General features: G+C 72.8%; 15 protein-coding genes. 9 read left to right on the forward strand and 6 right to left on the reverse strand.

Annotation, left to right across the window (positions count from 1 at the left end; genetic code table 11):
- Positions 1 to 32 precede the first annotated feature (32 nt).
- Positions 33 to 815, forward strand: a complete 783-nt coding sequence (locus SM450_RS02750; protein WP_474618039.1) for an aldo/keto reductase — start codon at positions 33 to 35, stop codon at positions 813 to 815.
- Positions 816 to 874: 59 nt separating this feature from the next.
- On the opposite strand, the gene SM450_RS02755 is transcribed toward SM450_RS02750, so the two are convergent.
- Positions 875 to 2,005: a glycoside hydrolase family 12 protein gene (locus SM450_RS02755; protein ID WP_474618040.1), complete on the reverse strand. Its 1,131-nt coding sequence runs from the start codon at positions 2,003 to 2,005 to the stop codon at positions 875 to 877.
- Between the two features lie 243 nt (positions 2,006 to 2,248).
- Here SM450_RS02755 and SM450_RS02760 point away from each other — a divergent pair, with 243 nt between their 5' ends.
- Positions 2,249 to 3,355, forward strand: coding sequence for an FAD-dependent monooxygenase (locus SM450_RS02760; protein WP_474618041.1), 1,107 nt, complete (start codon positions 2,249 to 2,251; stop codon positions 3,353 to 3,355).
- 128 nt (positions 3,356 to 3,483) lie between these two features.
- On the forward strand, positions 3,484 to 5,241 hold the full coding sequence (gene ctaD, locus SM450_RS02765; RefSeq protein ID WP_474618042.1) for an aa3-type cytochrome oxidase subunit I: 1,758 nt from the start codon (positions 3,484 to 3,486) through the stop codon (positions 5,239 to 5,241).
- Between the two features lie 314 nt (positions 5,242 to 5,555).
- Here the strand turns inward: ctaD and SM450_RS02770 are convergent, their stop codons facing one another.
- The 5 genes from SM450_RS02770 to SM450_RS02790 form a co-directional block, all read right to left on the reverse strand.
- Positions 5,556 to 6,317, reverse strand: a complete 762-nt coding sequence (locus tag SM450_RS02770) for an alpha/beta fold hydrolase (protein ID WP_474618043.1) — start codon at positions 6,315 to 6,317, stop codon at positions 5,556 to 5,558.
- Positions 6,318 to 6,432: 115 nt separating this feature from the next.
- A complete protein-coding gene (locus tag SM450_RS02775) occupies positions 6,433 to 7,647 on the reverse strand; it encodes an MFS transporter (RefSeq protein WP_474618044.1) in 1,215 nt (404 codons plus the stop codon).
- 61 nt (positions 7,648 to 7,708) lie between these two features.
- Positions 7,709 to 8,290 carry an isochorismatase family protein gene (locus SM450_RS02780; protein WP_474618045.1) on the reverse strand — a complete coding sequence of 194 codons (582 nt, stop codon included), beginning with the start codon at positions 8,288 to 8,290 and terminating at the stop codon, positions 7,709 to 7,711.
- A 14-nt stretch (positions 8,291 to 8,304) separates the two neighbouring features.
- Positions 8,305 to 9,591 (reverse strand): nicotinate phosphoribosyltransferase, encoded by a 1,287-nt coding sequence (locus tag SM450_RS02785; protein ID WP_474618046.1) that lies wholly within the window; start codon positions 9,589 to 9,591, stop codon positions 8,305 to 8,307.
- Between the two features lie 16 nt (positions 9,592 to 9,607).
- Positions 9,608 to 12,280 (reverse strand): LuxR C-terminal-related transcriptional regulator, encoded by a 2,673-nt coding sequence (locus tag SM450_RS02790; protein ID WP_474618047.1) that lies wholly within the window; start codon positions 12,278 to 12,280, stop codon positions 9,608 to 9,610.
- A 192-nt stretch (positions 12,281 to 12,472) separates the two neighbouring features.
- On the opposite strand from SM450_RS02790, the gene SM450_RS02795 reads away from it, so the two are divergent.
- From SM450_RS02795 to SM450_RS02820, 6 genes are all read left to right on the forward strand, one after another.
- Positions 12,473 to 13,999, forward strand: a complete 1,527-nt coding sequence (locus SM450_RS02795; protein WP_474618048.1) for a P-loop NTPase family protein — start codon at positions 12,473 to 12,475, stop codon at positions 13,997 to 13,999.
- 115 nt (positions 14,000 to 14,114) lie between these two features.
- Positions 14,115 to 14,405, forward strand: coding sequence for an ATP-dependent Clp protease adapter ClpS (gene clpS, locus SM450_RS02800; protein WP_281584665.1), 291 nt, complete (start codon positions 14,115 to 14,117; stop codon positions 14,403 to 14,405).
- Positions 14,402 to 14,905 carry a DUF2017 domain-containing protein gene (locus SM450_RS02805; RefSeq protein WP_474618049.1) on the forward strand — a complete coding sequence of 168 codons (504 nt, stop codon included), beginning with the start codon at positions 14,402 to 14,404 and terminating at the stop codon, positions 14,903 to 14,905. Before clpS ends, SM450_RS02805 begins: the two co-directional genes overlap by 4 nt.
- A 55-nt stretch (positions 14,906 to 14,960) precedes the next feature.
- Entirely contained in the window at positions 14,961 to 15,449 is a 489-nt protein-coding gene (locus tag SM450_RS02810) for a M67 family metallopeptidase (protein ID WP_474618050.1), read from the forward strand.
- Between the two features lie 68 nt (positions 15,450 to 15,517).
- Complete coding sequence (locus SM450_RS02815) at positions 15,518 to 15,862, forward strand: MoaD/ThiS family protein (protein WP_474618051.1); 345 nt, start codon at positions 15,518 to 15,520, stop codon at positions 15,860 to 15,862.
- Positions 15,863 to 15,872: 10 nt separating this feature from the next.
- A complete protein-coding gene (locus SM450_RS02820) occupies positions 15,873 to 16,838 on the forward strand; it encodes a PLP-dependent cysteine synthase family protein (protein ID WP_474618052.1) in 966 nt (321 codons plus the stop codon).
- Positions 16,839 to 16,999 lie beyond the last annotated feature (161 nt).

A 16,999-nucleotide genomic window follows, 5' to 3' on the forward strand; every position in this document is an offset into this window, starting at 1 on the left:
TGGCGGCGACGATCACGGGTAGAACCGTCGGCATGGACCTCGACCAGCCCACCCTGCCGCTCCCCGGTGACGTGCGGATCCCGCTTCTCGGCTTCGGCACCTGGCGGGCCACCGGCGAGGACGGTTATCAGGCCGTGCTGGCCGCGTTGGACGCCGGCTACCGGCACCTCGACACCGCCACGATGTACGGCAACGAGAAGGAGGTCGGGCGCGCGGTCGCGGAGAGCGGGCTGCGCCGGGAGGACCTCTTCATCACCACCAAGCTGCCGCCGGACCGGGTGGGCAGGGAGCGGGAGACCATCGAGGCGAGCCTCGCCGCGCTGGGTGTCGGGTACGTCGACCTGTGGCTTGTGCACTGGCCGCCGTCGGCGCCGGGGGACAGCATCCCGCTGTGGCGGGAGGTGCTCGCCGCCCGGGACGAGGACCTGGCCCGTGCCGTCGGGGTGAGCAACTACTCGATCGCGCAGCTCGACGAGCTGATCCAGGCCACCGAGGAGACGCCCGCGGTCAACCAGATCCGCTGGAGCCCGTCGCAGTACGACAGGCGTACGCACGTCGCCCACCGGGACCGGGGGGTGGCGCTTGAGGGCTACAGCCCGCTCGCGACGAGCGACCTGTCCGACCCGGTGCTGGTCCGCGTCGCCCAGGCGCACGACGTCTCGCCGGCCCAGGTGGTGCTGCGCTGGCACATCGACCACGAGATCGTGGTCATCCCGAAGTCGGTCACGCCGGAGCGGATCCGGGCCAACGCCGACGTGTTCGGGTTCTCGCTCACCGCCGAGGAGATGCGCGACATCGACGCCCTCGCCGGCTGAGCCGGCGTACGCGACGGGGCGCGGTCCGGTGCGGACCGCGCCCCGTGACGCGCCGCGGGTCAGCCCCGGGCGCAGGTGGTGCCGTTGAGGGTGAAGCTGCTCGGCGACGAGTAGCTGCCGTTCAGGTTCCCCTGGTAGCCGAAGCTGGTCGACGCGCCGGGGGACAGCGTGCCGTTGTAGTTGAGGTTCCGCGCGGTCACCGCCGAGCCGCTCTGCGTCACGGTGGCGTTCCACGAGCTGGTGATCGTCTGCCCGGAGGGCAGGTTGTAGTTCATCGTCCAGCCGTTGATGGTGCTGTTGCCGGTGTTCTTGACCGTCACGTCGGCGGTGAAGCCGCTGTTCCACGTGTTGGCCTTGTAGGTCACGGTGCAGGCGGCGTTGCCCGACGGCGGCGGCGTGGTCGGCCCGTTGGTGGGCGGTGGGTTGTTGCCGCCGAGGTTGACGCTCTGCGAGAACGAGGTGACCGCCAGCCCGACGCCGCCCTGCCACGGCTCGAAGCCGGCCTGGACGCTTGTCAGGTACCAGTCGTTGGTGATCGCGCCCCGGTTGCGGGTGTCGTTGATGAACGCCATCGCGTCGAAGCTGAAGCTGGAGACGGCGGACGGCGCCACGTACGAGATGACGTTGTTGGAGCCGTTGCTGCCCCGCCACACCTCCCAGTTCCGGCCGGCGATGTTGGTGTTGCCGACGGGGGAGCCGATGGGCTGGATCGAGCCCTGCCGGTTGAGCCAGATCATGATCTCCATCTGGTTCACGCCGTCCTTCTTGGGCGACGGGTCGAGCCAGATGTCGTACGCGGCGTCGTAGGTCGCGCCGCCGACGTAGTTGAAACTGATGCTGCTCGGCGCGCTGCTGATGTTCTTGACCTGGGCCGGCAGGTTCGTGCCGGGGGAGCAGTTGGTGTAGTGGCAGCCGAAGAAGATCGACGGGTAGGAGACCGGCGCGCCGTTCGTCGGCGCGGAGCCGTCCGCCCGGGTGATGGAGAAGCCGGACGAGGTGACGTTGATGCACTGCTGGGCGCTGGTGCCCCAGCGGTTGTTCTGGACCACGTACCGGCCGCCGACGGTGGTCGAGCCGTACTGCTCGCAGATCTGCGTGTCGGCGGAGGCACTGCCGCCGAGGGCGACGGCGACGACGGTGCCGGCGACCAGAAGACCGGCCGCGGCGAGGGCCCTGAGTGGACGCTTCATGATGCTCCTTGGGTCGGCGCGCGGGGGCGCCGGTCGGTCGGGGGATACGTGCGGGAGCGCTCCCATGGACCAGCATAGATTTACATGTTTGAAACTCTGCCGCAAATGAACCGGTTAAGATCAGGGGTTACGTTGCACGATCGGCGGGTCAACCAGGGCCGACCGGCACTTCCGCCGCCTGGTTGCGGCGAGTAGTGTCTTGCCTCCGACGCGTTCCGACCCCCTCCGGAGGCGTACCCCACGATGGGTGGTTCTCCCCTGCGCATCCTCGTCGTCGGCGCCGGCATCGCCGGCCTCGCCGTGGCCCGGGCGCTGCGCCTGGCGGGGTTCCGGCCGGACGTCACCGAGCGGCTGCCACCCACCGAACGCGTCGACACCGGCCTCTACCTCCCCGGCAACGCGGCCCGGGCGATGCGCCGGCTCGACCTGGACGGGCCGCTGCGACCGCTCGGGCAGGTGATCCACAGGCAGCGCTTCTTCGACGCCGACGGGGCGCCGCTGTGCGAGGTGGACCTGGACGCGCTCTGGGCCGGGGTGGGCGAATGCCGGGCCCTGCCCCGCGCCGAGCTGCACCGGGTGCTGCTCACCGGCGCCGGCGGCGCCGTCCGGCACGGCGCCGAGGTGAGCACCGTCGAGCCGCTGCCCGGCGGCGTCGCGGTCGGCTTCACCGACGGCACCGGCGGGGAGTACGACCTGGTCGTCGGCGCGGACGGGCCGCGCTCCGCGGTGCGCGCCCTGGCCGCCCTCGGCGGGCCGCCCCGCCCCGCCGGGCAGGTGATCTACCGCGCCGTCGTGCACGGCGGCCCACCGGTCGCCGACTGGACCGCGCTGCTCGGCCAGCGGGCCGGTTTCCTGATGGTGCCGCTCGGCGCCGGCCGGCTCTACTGCTATGCCGACGAGGCCGGCACCACCCTGCCGGCCGACCCGCTGGCCCGGATGCACGAGCTGTTCGACGGCTACGGCGGGCCGGTGCCCGAGGTGCTCGCCGCGCTGGAGACGGTGCACGTGGACCGCACCGAGGAGGTCGAGCTGGGACGCTGGTTCCACGGCCGGGTGCTGCTCGTCGGTGACGCCGCTCACGCCACCGCGCCGACCCTCTCGCAGGGGGCGGCGATGGCGTTGGAGGACGCCGTCGTGCTTGCCGAGTCGCTCAAGGCGGCCGGCAGCGTCGAGGCCGCGCTGATCGCGTACGAGAGTCGCCGCCGGCCGCGTACCCGCTGGGTGCGGGACCGGACCCGGGACCGCAACCGCACCCGCGACGTGCCGCCGGCGCTGCGCGATCCGTTGCTGCGCGGACGCGGCGGCCGGATCTTCGGAGAGCACTACCGGCTCCTCACCGGCCCGCCCTAGAAGGTCGAAGATCGTAGCCGCCCACCCCCGGGGGCGGGGTCACCTACCGGGGACTATCCTCCTTGCGGATGACGGCTGCGCCGATGACCAGCGCGCCGAGCGGGACAACCCAGAACCGGAGGCCACTCGTGACCACCGTCGCACCCAAGCCGGTCGTGACCCGGCCCTGGCCGGTCCGCGAGCCGGTCAAGGGGTCGGCCATCGCGCGGCTGCTGCGCACCACGGACGCGAAGCAGATCGGGATCATGTACATGGTCACCGCGTTCGCGTTCTTCATGATCGGTGGCCTGATGGCCCTGATCATGCGCGCCGAGTTGGCGCGACCGGGGCTGCAGTTCCTGTCGCCCGAGCAGTACAACCAGCTCTTCACCATGCACGGCACGATCATGCTGCTGTTCTTCGCGACGCCCATCGTGTTCGCCTTCGCGAACTACGTGGTGCCGCTCCAGATCGGCGCGCCGGACGTGTCGTTCCCCCGGCTCAACGCGTTCGCCTACTGGCTCTACCTCTTCGGTGGCACGCTTGCCGTGGCCGGCTTCATCAGCCCCGGTGGCGCGGCCGACTTCGGCTGGACGGCCTACACGCCGCTGAGCACCGCTGAGCACTCGCCGGGCGTCGGCGCCAACATGTGGGTGGTCGGCCTGGCCATCTCCGGTCTGGGCACCATCCTCGGCGCGGTCAACCTGATCACCACGATCCTGACCCTGCGCGCCCCCGGCATGACCATGTTCCGGATGCCGATCTTCACCTGGAACATGCTCGTCACCAGCCTGCTGGCGATCCTGGTCTTCCCGCTGCTGGCCGCCGCGCTGTTCGCGCTCGCCGCGGACCGCATCATCGGCGCGCACGTGTACGACCCGGCCACCGGCGGGCCGATGCTGTGGCAGCACCTGTTCTGGTTCTTCGGGCACCCCGAGGTCTACATCGTGGCGCTGCCGTTCTTCGGCATCATCACCGAGATCATCCCGGTCTTCTCGCGCAAGCCGATCTTTGGCTACAAGGGCCTGGTCGCCGCCACCGTCGCCATCGCCGCCCTGTCGATGAGCGTGTGGGCACACCACATGTTCGCCACCGGCCAGGTGCTGCTGCCGTTCTTCAGCTTCCTCAGCTATCTGATCGCCGTGCCCACCGGGATGAAGTTCTTCAACTGGATCGGCACCATGTGGCGGGGCCAGATCAGCTTCGAGACGCCGATGCTGTGGGCCATCGGCTTCCTGGTGACGTTCCTCTTCGGCGGCCTGACCGGTGTGCTGCTGGCCAGCCCGCCGATCGACTTCCACCTGCACGACTCCTACTTCGTGGTGGCGCACTTCCACTACGTGCTCTTCGGCACCATCGTGTTCGCCGTCTTCGCCGGCATCTACTTCTGGTTCCCGAAGATGACCGGCCGGATGCTCGACGAGCGGCTCGGCAAGATTCACTTCTGGCTGACCGTGATCGGCTTCCACACCACGTTCCTGGTGCAGCACTGGCTCGGCGCCGAGGGCATGCCCCGCCGGTACGCCGACTACCAGGCCGACGACGGCTTCACCCCGCTGAACATGGTCTCCACCATCGGCGCGTTCATCACCGGCATCTCGACCCTGCCGTTCATCTGGAACTGCTGGAAGTCGTACAAGACCGGCCCGGTGGTCGAGGTCGACGACCCCTGGGGCCACGGCAACTCGCTCGAGTGGGCCACGAGCTGCCCGCCGCCGCTGCGCAACTTCGACCGGATGCCGCGGATCCGCTCCGAGCGGCCGGCCTTCGACCTGAAGTTCCCCGAGCTGGCCGCCGGGCAGAGCGTGGCCGGCCCGCCCGAGGGCGGTGCCAAGCCGCTGAGCAGCGAGGTCAACGGTGGCGCCAGCTACCGGGAGGACACCGCGGGCAACCTCGACCAGCGCTGACACCGTTCCGCCCCGAACGACGCGACGGGCGCCGCACCCCTCCCGGGTCGCGGCGCCCGTAGTGTTCTCACCCCCGTTCTCACCCCCCAGGAGGGGCGGTCGCGCCGCCGATCTTGGACTTGTGGCACCTCCGATACCACCTCGAAACCGGCAAATCCTGGCACCACAAGTCCAAGATCGAAGAAACAACCGACCCGAACCTGCCCGCCTCCCCGGCGGCAACCGGGCGATCATGAGGTTGGCGGCGACATGTCGGAGGCGACCTTGCCGTCAACCTCATGATCGCGAGCTGGGGCCGGGGTGGGGTGGGGTGGTTAGCCGGGCGGGGCGTGGGTGGCGAGGAACTGGGCCAGCCGGTCGCGCAGGTCGACGTCGCCGCCCGTCTCCAGGACGACGAGGTTCACCCCGTGCGCGGCGGTGGGCGCGAGCACGAGTTGCCGGGTGGTGGTGCGCGGGGTGGCGTCGTGCAACTGGCGGGTCGACTTCGCGAAGCTCGTCTCCAGCTCCCCGACGCCGTAGAAGACCGGCACGGTGATCTTCGGGACGGCCGCGAGGGCGTCGGCGTCGCCATAGCCGGTCGGTGGGGAGAGCGCGACGACGGCGACCGGCGCGGGATCGAGGGTCGGCACGGCGGCCAGCACCGCGCTGCCGCCCATCGACCCGCCCGCCAGCACGATCCGGCTGGCCCCGTCCGCCCGTAGCGCGCCGGCTGCCGCCGCGACCTGCTGGGCCAATGTCACTCCGTGCGCTCGGGAGCCCTCGGAACCGGCGAAGTCGAAGGCGAGCACCCGGTAGCCGCGGTCGGCCAGCTCCCGCCCGTAGGGCAGCCACTGGCACACGTCACCGGCGGCCATGTGCGCCAGCACCACGCCGGTGGGGCCGGAACCGAGGAGGACGCCGCCCAGCTCGGCCTGGAGTTCGTCGCCGAACACGACCTGTCTGCCGCTGTCGGCCAACGCGGGACAGCCGACGCCGACGCCGAGCCCGGTCGGTCGGGGCGCCGGCGTGGCCTCGCCGCAGGCGGCCGACACCGCGACCAGGGCGAGTGCGACCAGGCGGAAAACGATGCGCGTCACGGCGTTCCTCCCGTCGATTTGGGAACGCTCCCATAGTCACTCACACCCCCCACCCACAGTGGTCCCACCCGCGCGTTCCGTGTCGAACCTGTAACCAGCCGCCCGGCGGAGCGGATCAGGGGGTGGCGGTTGCCAGGTCGGGGTCGGGGGTCGTCGTGGGCAGGGCGCGGCGGTGGCGTAGCTCGACCGGGAGCACCGCCAGGGCCACCAGGACGCCTATCGCTCCGGTCACCGCGAAGCCCCAGGCCGGGGCGGAGGCGTCGATCACCGCGCCGGCGAGCGGCGCGCCCAGGGCGATGCCGACGGTGACGGCGGAACCGTGCAGTCCCATGGCCATGCCACGGACGCCGGCCGGGACCAGTCGGCTTACCGCGTCCGCGGTGGACGCGATGGTGGGCGCGCAGAGCGCACCTGTCGGGATCAGCGCGAGGCAGAGCAGCCACCAGTGCGAACCGCCCAGGCCCACCGGGATCGTGGTGAGGCTCAGCGCCGCCATCAGCGCCAGCGGCGAGAACGAGCGGCGTACCGCGCCGTAGGCGAAGCCGCCCACCAGGGAGGCGACCGCCCAGGCGGCCAGCACCGCGCCGGTCCAGCCGACCTCGCCGCCGGCGCGGAGCACCGCCACCACTGCCACGTCGGTGCCGCCCAGCACCAGCGTGGCGGCCAAGCTGACCGCCAGCACGGCGAGCAGGCGCGGGGTGAGCCACTCCCGGCGGGGCACCGCGGCCGGCGCGCCGGCCGGCTCGTCGGCGGCCCGGGTCGGCGGATCCAGCAGCCAGAAGCAGACACCGGAGGCGACGATCCCGGCGCCGACCGCCCAGAGCGTGAGGCGTGGGTTGACGGCGGTGGCCAGGGCCACCGCGAGGGCGGGGCCGACCATGAACGACAGCTCCACCGACATCGAGTCCAGCGCGTACGCCGGGCGGCGCTGCTCCGCCGGGACCAGTGCGGCGATCGACTGGCGGACCACCGAGAAGACCGGCAGGGCGAGCAACCCGGCCAGGAACGCGGTGGGCAGCAGCACCGGGTAGGACAGGGCGGGCGCGGCGGCCCAGAACACGCTCTCGGCGACCGTGGTGAGCAGCAGCACCGGACGCAGCCCCCGGCGGTCGACAAGCCGGCCCAGCAGCGGGGCGCCGAGCGCGACGCCGACGGTCGCGGCGGCGCCGACCAGGCCGGCGGCGCCGTAGCCCCGCCCCAGGTCGAGCACCACGTAGAAGGTGAGCGTCACCCCGACCGCAGTCAGCGGGATGCGGGCCAGCACCGACACCAGCAGCAGCGACCGCAGGCCGGGCAGGGCGAGCGCCTCCCGGTAGGGCTTCAGGTTCACGACGCCGTACCTCCCGCGCCATCCTGGGCGTCGGGTACGACAGTCGCAAGCGATTAGCCGGTCAAGCGGCCCTGATCACAGGCTCACCCACCATGGTCACCCCGGCGCCGTCGAGCGCACGCAGCGCCACGTCGAGCGTGGCCGGCGCGACGGCGGCGGTCAGGTCGAGCAGCACGGTGGTGCGGAAGCCCTCCCGCGCGGCGTCAAGCGCGGTCGCGCGGATGCAGTGGTCGGTGGCGATGCCGACCACGTCGACCCGGTCCACGTGGTGGCGGCGCAGCCAGTCGGCCAGGCCCTCGCCGTCGGGCGCGTGCCCCTCGAAACCGGAGTACGCCGCCGCGTGCTCGCCCTTGTGGAACACCGCCTCCACCCGGCCGGTCTCCAGCTCGGGGTGGAACTCGGAGCCGGACGTGCCGACCACGCAGTGCCGGGGCCAGGAGTCGACGAAGTCCGGCGGGTCGCCGAAGTGCGCGCCCGGGTCGATGTGGTAGTCCTTGGTCGCGACCACGTGGTCCCAGCGGCCCGGTTCGGCGGCGAGCAGCCGGGAGATGCCGCCGGCAACCCCGGCCCCGCCGCCGACCGCGAGGGAGCCGCCCTCGCAGAAGTCGTTCTGCACGTCCACGATGATCAGGGCGTTCGCCATCTGGTCGATCCTCCTCAGGTCGCGGGTACGACGGTCACCGGAACGGCCGGGTCGCCGCCGGAGAGCTTGAGCCCCTCCCACGGGATGGAGATCAGGCACTGCCGCAGGTGCTCCCGGGACTCATCCAGGGTGGGCAGCGACACCGGTTCGCCGGACACCACGTACGTGTGTTGGAGCAGCCTGTCGTTCGGCTGCCGGTCGGGCACGCCCTGCGGGACGATGATCTCCTCGGTGGCGGTGCCGGTGGGCTTGTGCCGGCGGACGGCCACCTTCCGGCCGCCGATGGTGGCCTTGTGCTCGGAGCGCTTGACCACCGGCCGCCCCTCCACCTCGACCAGCTTGTAGACCAGGCCGGCGGTGGGCGCGCCGGAGCCGGTCACCACGGCGGTGCCGGCGCCGTACATGTCCACCGGCTCGGCGGCGAGTGAGGCGATCGCGTACTCGTCCAGGTCGCCGGAGACGATGATCTTGGTTTCGGTGGCGCCGAGCGAGTCGAGCAGCTCGCGGGACTGCTGGGCGATCACCGCGAGATCACCGGAGTCGATCCGGACCGCCCGCAGCTCCGGGCCGGCCACCGCGATGGCGTTGCGGATGCCCTGGGCGATGTCGTACGTGTCGACAAGCAGCGTGGTGTCCTTGCCCAAGGTGGCCACCTGGGATGCGAACGCCGCCCGCTCGTCGTCGTGCAGCAGGGTGAACGCGTGCGCGGCGGTGCCCGCGGTCGGGATGCCGTAGCGCTGCCCGGCGGCCAGGTTCGAGGTGAACCGGAACCCGGCCAGGTACGCCGACCGCGCGGCGGCCACCGCGGCCTCCTCGTGCGCCCGGCGGGACCCCATCTCGATGAGCGCGCGGCCCCGGGCGGCGGTGACCATCCGGGCCGCCGCCGCGGCGATCGCGCTGTCGTGGTTGAGCACCGACAGCACGAGCGTCTCCAGCACCACGCACTCGGCGAACGTGCCCGACACGGTGAGGATCGGCGAGCCGGGGAAGAACAGCTCGCCCTCGGCGTAGCCGTCGACGTCACCGGTGAAGCGGTAGTCGGCGAGCCACCGCGCGGCCCGCTCGTCGACCACCCCGGTGCGGCGGAGGAAGTCGATCTCGGCCGGGTCGAACCGGAAGCCGCGGATCATCTCGATCAGCCGGCCGGTGCCGGCGACCACCCCGTACCGGCGGCCGGCCGGCAGCCGCCGGCTGAACACCTCGAACACGCAGCGCCGGTCGGCGGTGCCGTCCTGGAGTGCGGCGCTCACCATGGTCAGCTCGTATTGGTCGGTCAACAGCGCGGGGCGAAGGGTGCTCACCACTCCAGCCTAGAGTTCAGGCCGGAGCCGTGCCGTCGTGCCCCGGCATCGAGCGCAGCGCGGCCCGCAGCTCGCCGCGCCGGGTGACGCCGAGTTTGCTGTAGACGCGCTGCAGGTGGTTCTCCACGGTGCGGGCGGAGAGATAGAGCCGGGCGGCGATGGCGCGGCTTGTCAGCCCCTCGGCGGCGAGGTGGGCGATCTCCCACTCGCGGTCGCTGAGCGCGGGGCGGAGCAGCCGCAGCGCCGGCGTGGAGATCTCGTCGCAGCGGCGTAGCAGGTCGGCGAGGCGTTCCCGGGCCGGCCCGGCCGCGCCGGCCCGGGCGTCCCGCATCCGGTGCAGCGCCATGGCGGTCGCCTCGGCCGCGTAGACGACCAGCTCCCGGTCGGCGAAGCCGTCGGCCACCGCGAGCAGGTCGTCCGGGGAGCCGTGGAACGCGGCCTGGCCGTACCGGGCGACGAGCGGCGGCAGCACGCCGTCCACCTGCTCGGAAAGCTCGGCCAGGCGTTGCGCCACCGTGCGCCGGCCGCCGTCGGTGCAGGTCGGTCCCACCGGCGCGGCGGCCTGGTCGAACCGGACCAGGTCGAGCAGGACGAGCAGCTCGTGACCGGCGAGGCCGTCCTCGCGCAGCCGGTCGGCAAGCGCGCAGAGGTGCTTGGCGGCGCCGGGCACGTCGCCGGCCGCCGCCTGCGTCGCGCCCCGGGCCTGCTCCAGCCACGGATAGAGGACGGCCATCCCGGGCGCGTGCGTCCGGTCCGCCTCGGCCATCGCCTCGGCCGCGTGCTCCGCGTCCCCGCGCAGCGCCGCGGCCTGGGCGCGCTCGGCGTGGGCCAGGCCGGCGTAGACGCGGCTGGTGGCGAGCACCGCGCAGGCGCCCAGGCTGGTCTTGAGCGCGTCGCCGCCGCGCCCGCGCAGTCGCGCCGCGTACGCCTGGAGGATGGCCAGGTAGCCGGTGCCGAGCCGGAAGTCGCCGGCGCCGGCCAGGTCGGCGAACTCGTCGGCGACGATCGCGTCGATGCCGGCCAGGTCGCCGGAGAGCGCCAGCCGGGTGCCCCGGGCCAGTTCCATGGCGAGCTGGAGGTATGGCATGTCGGACCGCCAGCACGCCGCCTCGGCCTGCACCCGGGCGATCGCGGTCGCGCTGCGGTGGTATCGCCCCTGGGCGGCCTGCAGGTGGGCGAGGGTGCACCGGGCGAGTTCGCGGGCGGCCATCGGGGCGGCCGGACGGTCCAGCACCTCCTGGGCCAGCCGCACCGCGACGTCGACGTCCAGCCGGTGCAGCCGCATGATGGCCTCGAAGGCGCGCACCCGGGCCCGGTCCGCGGGGTCGGTCAGCTCCCCGGCGCGGGCGGCGATCTCCTCCACCGTGGACTCCCGGTTGAGCCCCCAGTAGCTGATCATGCCCCGGACGGTCAGCCAGCGGCTGCGGCGCCGGTCGTCGCGGATCTCCCCGGCGACCTGGTCGAGCACCCTGATCGCCTCCTCCGGCCGGTCGCCGAACATCAGGATGGTGGCCAGCAGCTCCGCCGCGTCCGTGCCGCCGCCGGCCTCGAGCGCGGCCCGGGCCAGCCGGGTGGCAAGCGGCACGTCGTACCGGCCGAACGCCTGCATCGCCGCGTCCAGCAGCAGCTCCACGTTCTGCGCCGTACCCGAGTCGAGCCGCCACACCGCGACCCGCAGCAGGTCGTCCCGACGGCGCTTGCCGACCTGTTCGAGCAGCCCGGCCAGGGTGGCCTGGAGCCGGCGGGTGCGGCTGACCGGGCAGTGCCGGCGCATCACCTCGCCGTAGAGCGGGTGGGCCAGGCGGACGTCGAGCCGCCTGTCGTCGCGGACCATGGCGATGAGCCCGCGCTCCTCGGCCACCTCCACGTCGGTCGGCTCGACCGCCCGCTCAAGCAGGTGCAGGCCCAGCGGCTCGCCGAAGGCGACCAGCTCCACCACCGCCCGGACCCCGGGGGTGAGCTGGCCGATCCGGGCGTCGATCAGGTCGGTGAGGCTGGGCGCCAGCTCCAGCCGGCCGGTCCACTTCCAGATCCCGTACGTGCGGCGCCACTCGCTCTCGGCGGCCAGCACCAGCTCGCGCAGCAGCAGCGGATTGCCGGCGGAGAGCCGGAACAGCCGGTCGGAGGAGCCGGCGTCGACCGGGCCACCGAGGATCGCGGCGAGCAGCCCGGTGGTCTCGCCACGGTCGAGCGGACCCAACTCGACCAGGTCGGCCAGGTCGTCGGTCCACAGGGCGCGGATCGGCAGCGGGATCTGCTCGCCGTTGCGCAGCGTCCCGATCACCCGGGCGTTCTCCGAGCGGGCGATCAGGTGCACAAGCGCCGCCGAGGGCGGGTCGAGCAGGTGCGCGTCGTCGATGGCCAGCACGATCGGGCGGCCGGCGGCCTGCTCCTGGAGCAGGTCCACGCCCCAGCGCAGGATCCCGGCGGGGGAGAGGCCCTGCGGCTGGATGGCGGGGAGCACCTGGACCAGCCCGCCGAAGGGCAGGGCGGCCGTGGTGGCGCTGGCGGCGACCGACCAGATCGCGTAGCGCTCGGGGGAGAGCGCCGCCACCCCCTCCCGCAGCAGGCGGCTCTTGCCGACGCCCGCGTCGCCGCTGAACAGCAGCCCTCGGCCGTCCCGGCCACCGATCGCCGACAACAGACGGTGGAGTTCATCCGTTCGGCCGACGAACTCCCACCTGCTCATCGACGCAGCATATCGATGGTGTTGCGTCCATGCGGGGACCGTCACGCAGGGAAGTTGAGTAATTCGCCCTCATTCGTGAGTAGCAGATGTGTTCGGTGTCGGATGCGCGACACCCGTACCCTTCGGACATCCCTGCCGGGGAAAATCCCCACGACCGGGCCCGATCCGGTCGCCTCACCGGGAGGCCGCCTGATGAAGCCGGGTCCACTCCCTTCGGTCGACGTGCCCGATCCGGGCGGGCGCGCCGACCCACCGCGGTGCGTTCCGCTGCCCACCCGGCCCGGCCGGACCGAACCCGGGCCGGGCGAGCCGCTCACCGTCGTCGTGGCCGGCCCGACCGGCGCGGGCCGGCGTGAGCTGATCGCCGGCCTGCTCGGCACGCCGGCCGGGACCCTGGTCGTGCCGAGCGGCAGCCACCTGCTGGTCAACCACGCCACCGTCGCCACCCGGGCGGCGTACGTGCCGGGCTACCGCCAGCCGCACGCCTACAGCCCCGACCCGCTCGCCGTTGGCCCCGCGCTGGCCCGACCGCCGCGCCGGGTCGAGCTGAGCCTGCCCGAGGAGCTGCTGCGGCACTTCGCGGTGCTCGACGCGCCGGACACCACAGCCCTCGGTGTCGCAGGTGGCCGGGTGCTGCGGGACGCCGTGGGTCGGGCCGGGGCGTTGCTCTTCGTGATCTCCGCCGACCAGACTTTCAGCGCGGCCGAGCTGCACCTGCTGGCCGAGGTGGCGCGCGCCCGGGTCACGGTGTTCTTCGCCGTCACCCCGGGGGGCACTGACTGGGGGACGCCGGCGGACGGCGGGACGGCGTCCGTCCGGCTCGGTCCCGCCGGCCGGCTCGACCCGGTGGTGGTCTCCATCGCGGCCCACCGCGCGGCGCTGCTGGCCGCGGTGCCCGCGCTCGCGGCGGCCCAGTGGTTCCCGGCCCGCCGGGCCGAACTGCCGAACCTCCGCCGGGCGCTCGTCGGGTGGGCCGCGGACGAAGGGCTGCGCCGGGCCGGCGCCCGACCGCCGGAGCCGCCCGGCGCGCACGGCCGGGTGCCGGTGCTGGCCGGGGTCGACCCGGCCGACCTGGCCGACCGGCTCGACCGCCAAACCCGCTCCTGCGCCCAGCGGATCCGCCAGCACCTCGCGCTGGAGTTGGCGAACATCCACCTCCGGGTGGTGCAGGAGATCGTCTTCGGGGTCGGTTGCGCCGGCCTGCCGCAGTTGCTCGACCGCGAGCTGGAAGCGTTGTCGATGCTCGCCACCGCGCAGTGCGACGAGGCGGTCCGGAGCATCGTCGACGCCGCCGCCGCCCGCACGTTCGGCGCCCCGCTCGCCGAGGGCGTCCGCCGGCGGATCATCCAGGCCGTGCGCCTGGGCCTGGCCGAACACCCGGGCGGCCGGGAACTGGACCGGGTGCTCCTGGTCACCAGCACGGCCGGGGTGGCCGGGCTGGCCGGCGCCGGGGCGCTGGACGCGCTTGCCGGCCTGCCCGGCGCGGAGCGCGACGAGGTGCTCCCGCCGATCGGCGTGGCGCTCAACGGCGGCTGCTGGCAGCACTGGCGGGCGCCCGGCAACGACGACCCGAGCGTCGCCCGGTCCTGGGCCCAGCGCGCCCTGCGGGAGGTCGAACTCGACCTGTCCCGCGAGGTGTCCCGCCGCTTCGAGGTGATCCGTCTGTCGCTTGGCGCGGTGCTCGCCGATGCTGTCGACCACGGCATCCTGCTCGCCTGAGCCGGGGGCAGCCGCGCCCGGTTCCGACCCGGCGTCCCCGGTCCCGGCGGACGATCCCGACCGCCGCGCCGTTCCGGTTCATCGGTTCCCCGGATCCGGTGGCACGATGGGGGGCATGGCGGCTCCACAGGTTGCGCCGGTCGAGACGCCGGACACCGACGAGGTGCCGGTCTCCGACCGGCCATGGGTGACGATCGTCTGGGACGATCCGGTCAACCTGATGACGTACGTGACCTGGGTGTTCCAGAAGCTCTTCGGATACAGCCGGGAGAAGGCGGAGCGGCTCATGTTGGACGTGCACCACAAGGGCAAGGCGGTGGTCTCCAGCGGGGCCCGGGAGCGGATGGAGCACGACGCGGCGCAACTGCACGCGTACGGGCTGTGGGCGACGGTGGAACGCTCATGAGCATGTTCCGCCGCCGGGGCGACCGCTACGTGGCCAGTTTCGCCGTCGACGAGGTGCGGGTGCTGCGCAAGGTCGCCTCCGAGGTGGTCGGCCTGCTCACCGACGGGTTCGACCACGGCGACCCGGTGGTCGGCCGGCTTTTCCCCGAGGTCTACCCGGACGACGACGCCGGCACCGCCGAGTTCCGCCGCTACACCGAGGGTGACCTGAAGACCGCGAAGATCGACCAGGCCGGCGCGATCCTCGCCGCGCTCCCCGACGGCGAAGCCGGCGGCGAGGTGCGGCTGGACGCGGAGGCGGCCGAGGCGTGGCTGCGGGCGCTCAACGACGCCCGGCTGGCGATGGGCGTCCGGCTGGAGATCAAGGACGGCACCGACCTGGGCGAGGAGCTCGACGACGCGGTCGCCGCCGACCCGGCTTCGTCCCGGGTGTTCCAACTGTCGGTCTACGCCTATCTCGGATATCTCCAGGAGTCCCTGCTCAACGCGCTCATCGACTGAGTGGTGACGGTCGCCACCTCGCCGCTCGCCGGGGCCAGGCGCTAGGCTTGGCGGCGTGCTGAGCATCGACCGGTCGATCATCGACGCGATCGTGGCCCACGCGCGTCGGGACCACCCGGACGAGGCGTGCGGCGTGGTCGCCGGCCCCGTCGGCAGTGACACCCCGACCCGGCACATCCCGATGGACAACGCCGCCCGTTCCATGACCTTCTACGAGTTCGACTCGATGGAGCACCTGCGGGTGTGGCGCGAGATGGACGACCGCGACGAGGAGCCGGTCGTGATCTACCACTCGCACACCGCGACGGAGGCATACCCGTCCCGCACGGACGTCTCCTTCGCCGGCGAGCCGGGCGCGCACTACCTCCTCGTCTCGACCCGCGAGCCCGACGCCGAGGAGATCCGCTCCTTCCGGATCGTCGACGGCGTGGTCACCGAGGAGCCGGTCGAGATCGCGGACGCCGCCGTGGACCCGCACGCAGTGCAGTCCTACATGTTCGGGCAGAGCCCGGCGACGGTCGACTACGAGTGTTCCGGCCGCTGACCCCCAGCACCGGCACACCCTCCCTTTCCGTCACCCGGCACGACCCTGAACGAGGAGCACGAGACACCATGGCCATCGAGGTTCGCATCCCCACCATCCTGCGCAGCTACACCGGCGGCGCGAAGGTCGTCGAGGGCAACGGCGACACGCTCGCCGACCTGCTCACCGACCTGGACTCCCGGCACGCTGGCCTGCGCGGACGCCTGGTCACCGAGGCCGGCGCGCTGCACCGGTTCGTCAACGTCTACGTCAACGACGAGGACGTCCGCTTCCTCGGCGCGCTCGACGCCAAGCTCAACGACGGCGACAGCGTGACCATCCTGCCCGCCGTGGCCGGCGGTGCGTTCGGCTTCGCCGCGGCAGCGGCGATCGCCTCGCACGCGGTCTCGGCGCGCGCCACCCTCGTCCGCTAAGGGGGTCGGCGTGGCGCGGTACGACAGCCTGCTCGACGCCTGCGGGGGCACGCCGCTCGTCGGCCTGCCCCGGCTCTCCCCGACGGTGCCGGACGGCGCGCCCCCGGTGCGGCTCTGGGCGAAGCTGGAGGACCGGAACCCGACCGGCAGCATCAAGGACCGCGCGGCCATGTTCATGGTCCGCGCGGCCGAGGAGGCCGGCCGGCTCCGTCCGGGCGACACCATCCTGGAGCCGACAAGCGGCAACACCGGCATCTCGCTGGCCATGGTGGCGAAGCTGCGCGGCTACCGGTTGGTCTGCGTGATGCCGGAGAACGTCTCCACCGAGCGGGTGCAACTGCTCCGGATGTACGGCGCGGAGATCATCTTCTCGCCGGCCGCAGGCGGCTCGAACCAGGCCGTCGCCACCGCGAAGCAGATCGCCGCCGAGCACCCGGACTGGGTGATGCTCTATCAGTACGGCAACGACGCGAACGCCCGCGCGCACTACGAGACGACCGGGCCGGAGCTGCTGCACGACCTGCCGGGCATCACCCACTTCGTGGCCGGGCTGGGCACCACGGGCACGCTTATGGGCACCGGTCGCTTCCTGCGGGAGAAGGTCGACGACATCCAGATCGTGGCGGCCGAGCCGCGGTACGGCGAGCTGGTCTACGGCCTGCGCAACATCGACGAGGGCTACGTGCCCGAGCTGTACGACGCCGGGGTGCTCTCCCGGCGCTTCTCGGTGGGCACCCGGGACGCCGTGCTGCGTACCCGGCAGCTCGTCGAGGTGGAGGGCATCTTCGCCGGCTTCTCCACCGGCGCGATCCTGCACGCCGCGCTTGCCGTGGCGCACGAGGCGGTCCGCGACGGCCGCCGCGCCGACGTGGCGTTCGTGGTCTGCGACGGCGGTTGGAAATACCTCTCCACCGGGGCGTACGGCGGCACGCTCGCGGACGCCGAGGACGCGCTCGACGGTCAACTCTGGGCGTAGGGGCGGCACGGGCCCGACGATGGTCCGGCCGGCGGGACGCCCGCCGGCCGGACCATCTCGATCTCCCCGTCCGGACGTGTATCGGTGTCACGTTGATGACAACTTCCGGTAGATGATTCTTGCCTGACCGGGCTGCCGGCTAGGCTGCGCAGCGTGGCGAG

The sequence above is a fragment of the Micromonospora marincola genome, assembly GCF_056150385.1.

What these genes read in the sequence shown, in the direction of transcription:
- clpS (WP_281584665.1), top strand. Translation starts at nt 14,115, where the DNA reads ATGGCGGCTCCACAGGTTGCGCCGGTCGAGACGCCGGACACCGACGAG.
- SM450_RS02790 (WP_474618047.1), bottom strand. Translation starts at nt 12,280, where the DNA reads ATGAGCAGGTGGGAGTTCGTCGGCCGAACGGATGAACTCCACCGTCTG.
- SM450_RS02750 (WP_474618039.1), top strand. Translation starts at nt 33, where the DNA reads ATGGACCTCGACCAGCCCACCCTGCCGCTCCCCGGTGACGTGCGGATC.
- SM450_RS02780 (WP_474618045.1), bottom strand. Translation starts at nt 8,290, where the DNA reads ATGGCGAACGCCCTGATCATCGTGGACGTGCAGAACGACTTCTGCGAG.
- SM450_RS02795 (WP_474618048.1), top strand. Translation starts at nt 12,473, where the DNA reads ATGAAGCCGGGTCCACTCCCTTCGGTCGACGTGCCCGATCCGGGCGGG.
- SM450_RS02760 (WP_474618041.1), top strand. Translation starts at nt 2,249, where the DNA reads ATGGGTGGTTCTCCCCTGCGCATCCTCGTCGTCGGCGCCGGCATCGCC.
- SM450_RS02805 (WP_474618049.1), top strand. Translation starts at nt 14,402, where the DNA reads ATGAGCATGTTCCGCCGCCGGGGCGACCGCTACGTGGCCAGTTTCGCC.
- SM450_RS02815 (WP_474618051.1), top strand. Translation starts at nt 15,518, where the DNA reads ATGGCCATCGAGGTTCGCATCCCCACCATCCTGCGCAGCTACACCGGC.
- SM450_RS02755 (WP_474618040.1), bottom strand. Translation starts at nt 2,005, where the DNA reads ATGAAGCGTCCACTCAGGGCCCTCGCCGCGGCCGGTCTTCTGGTCGCC.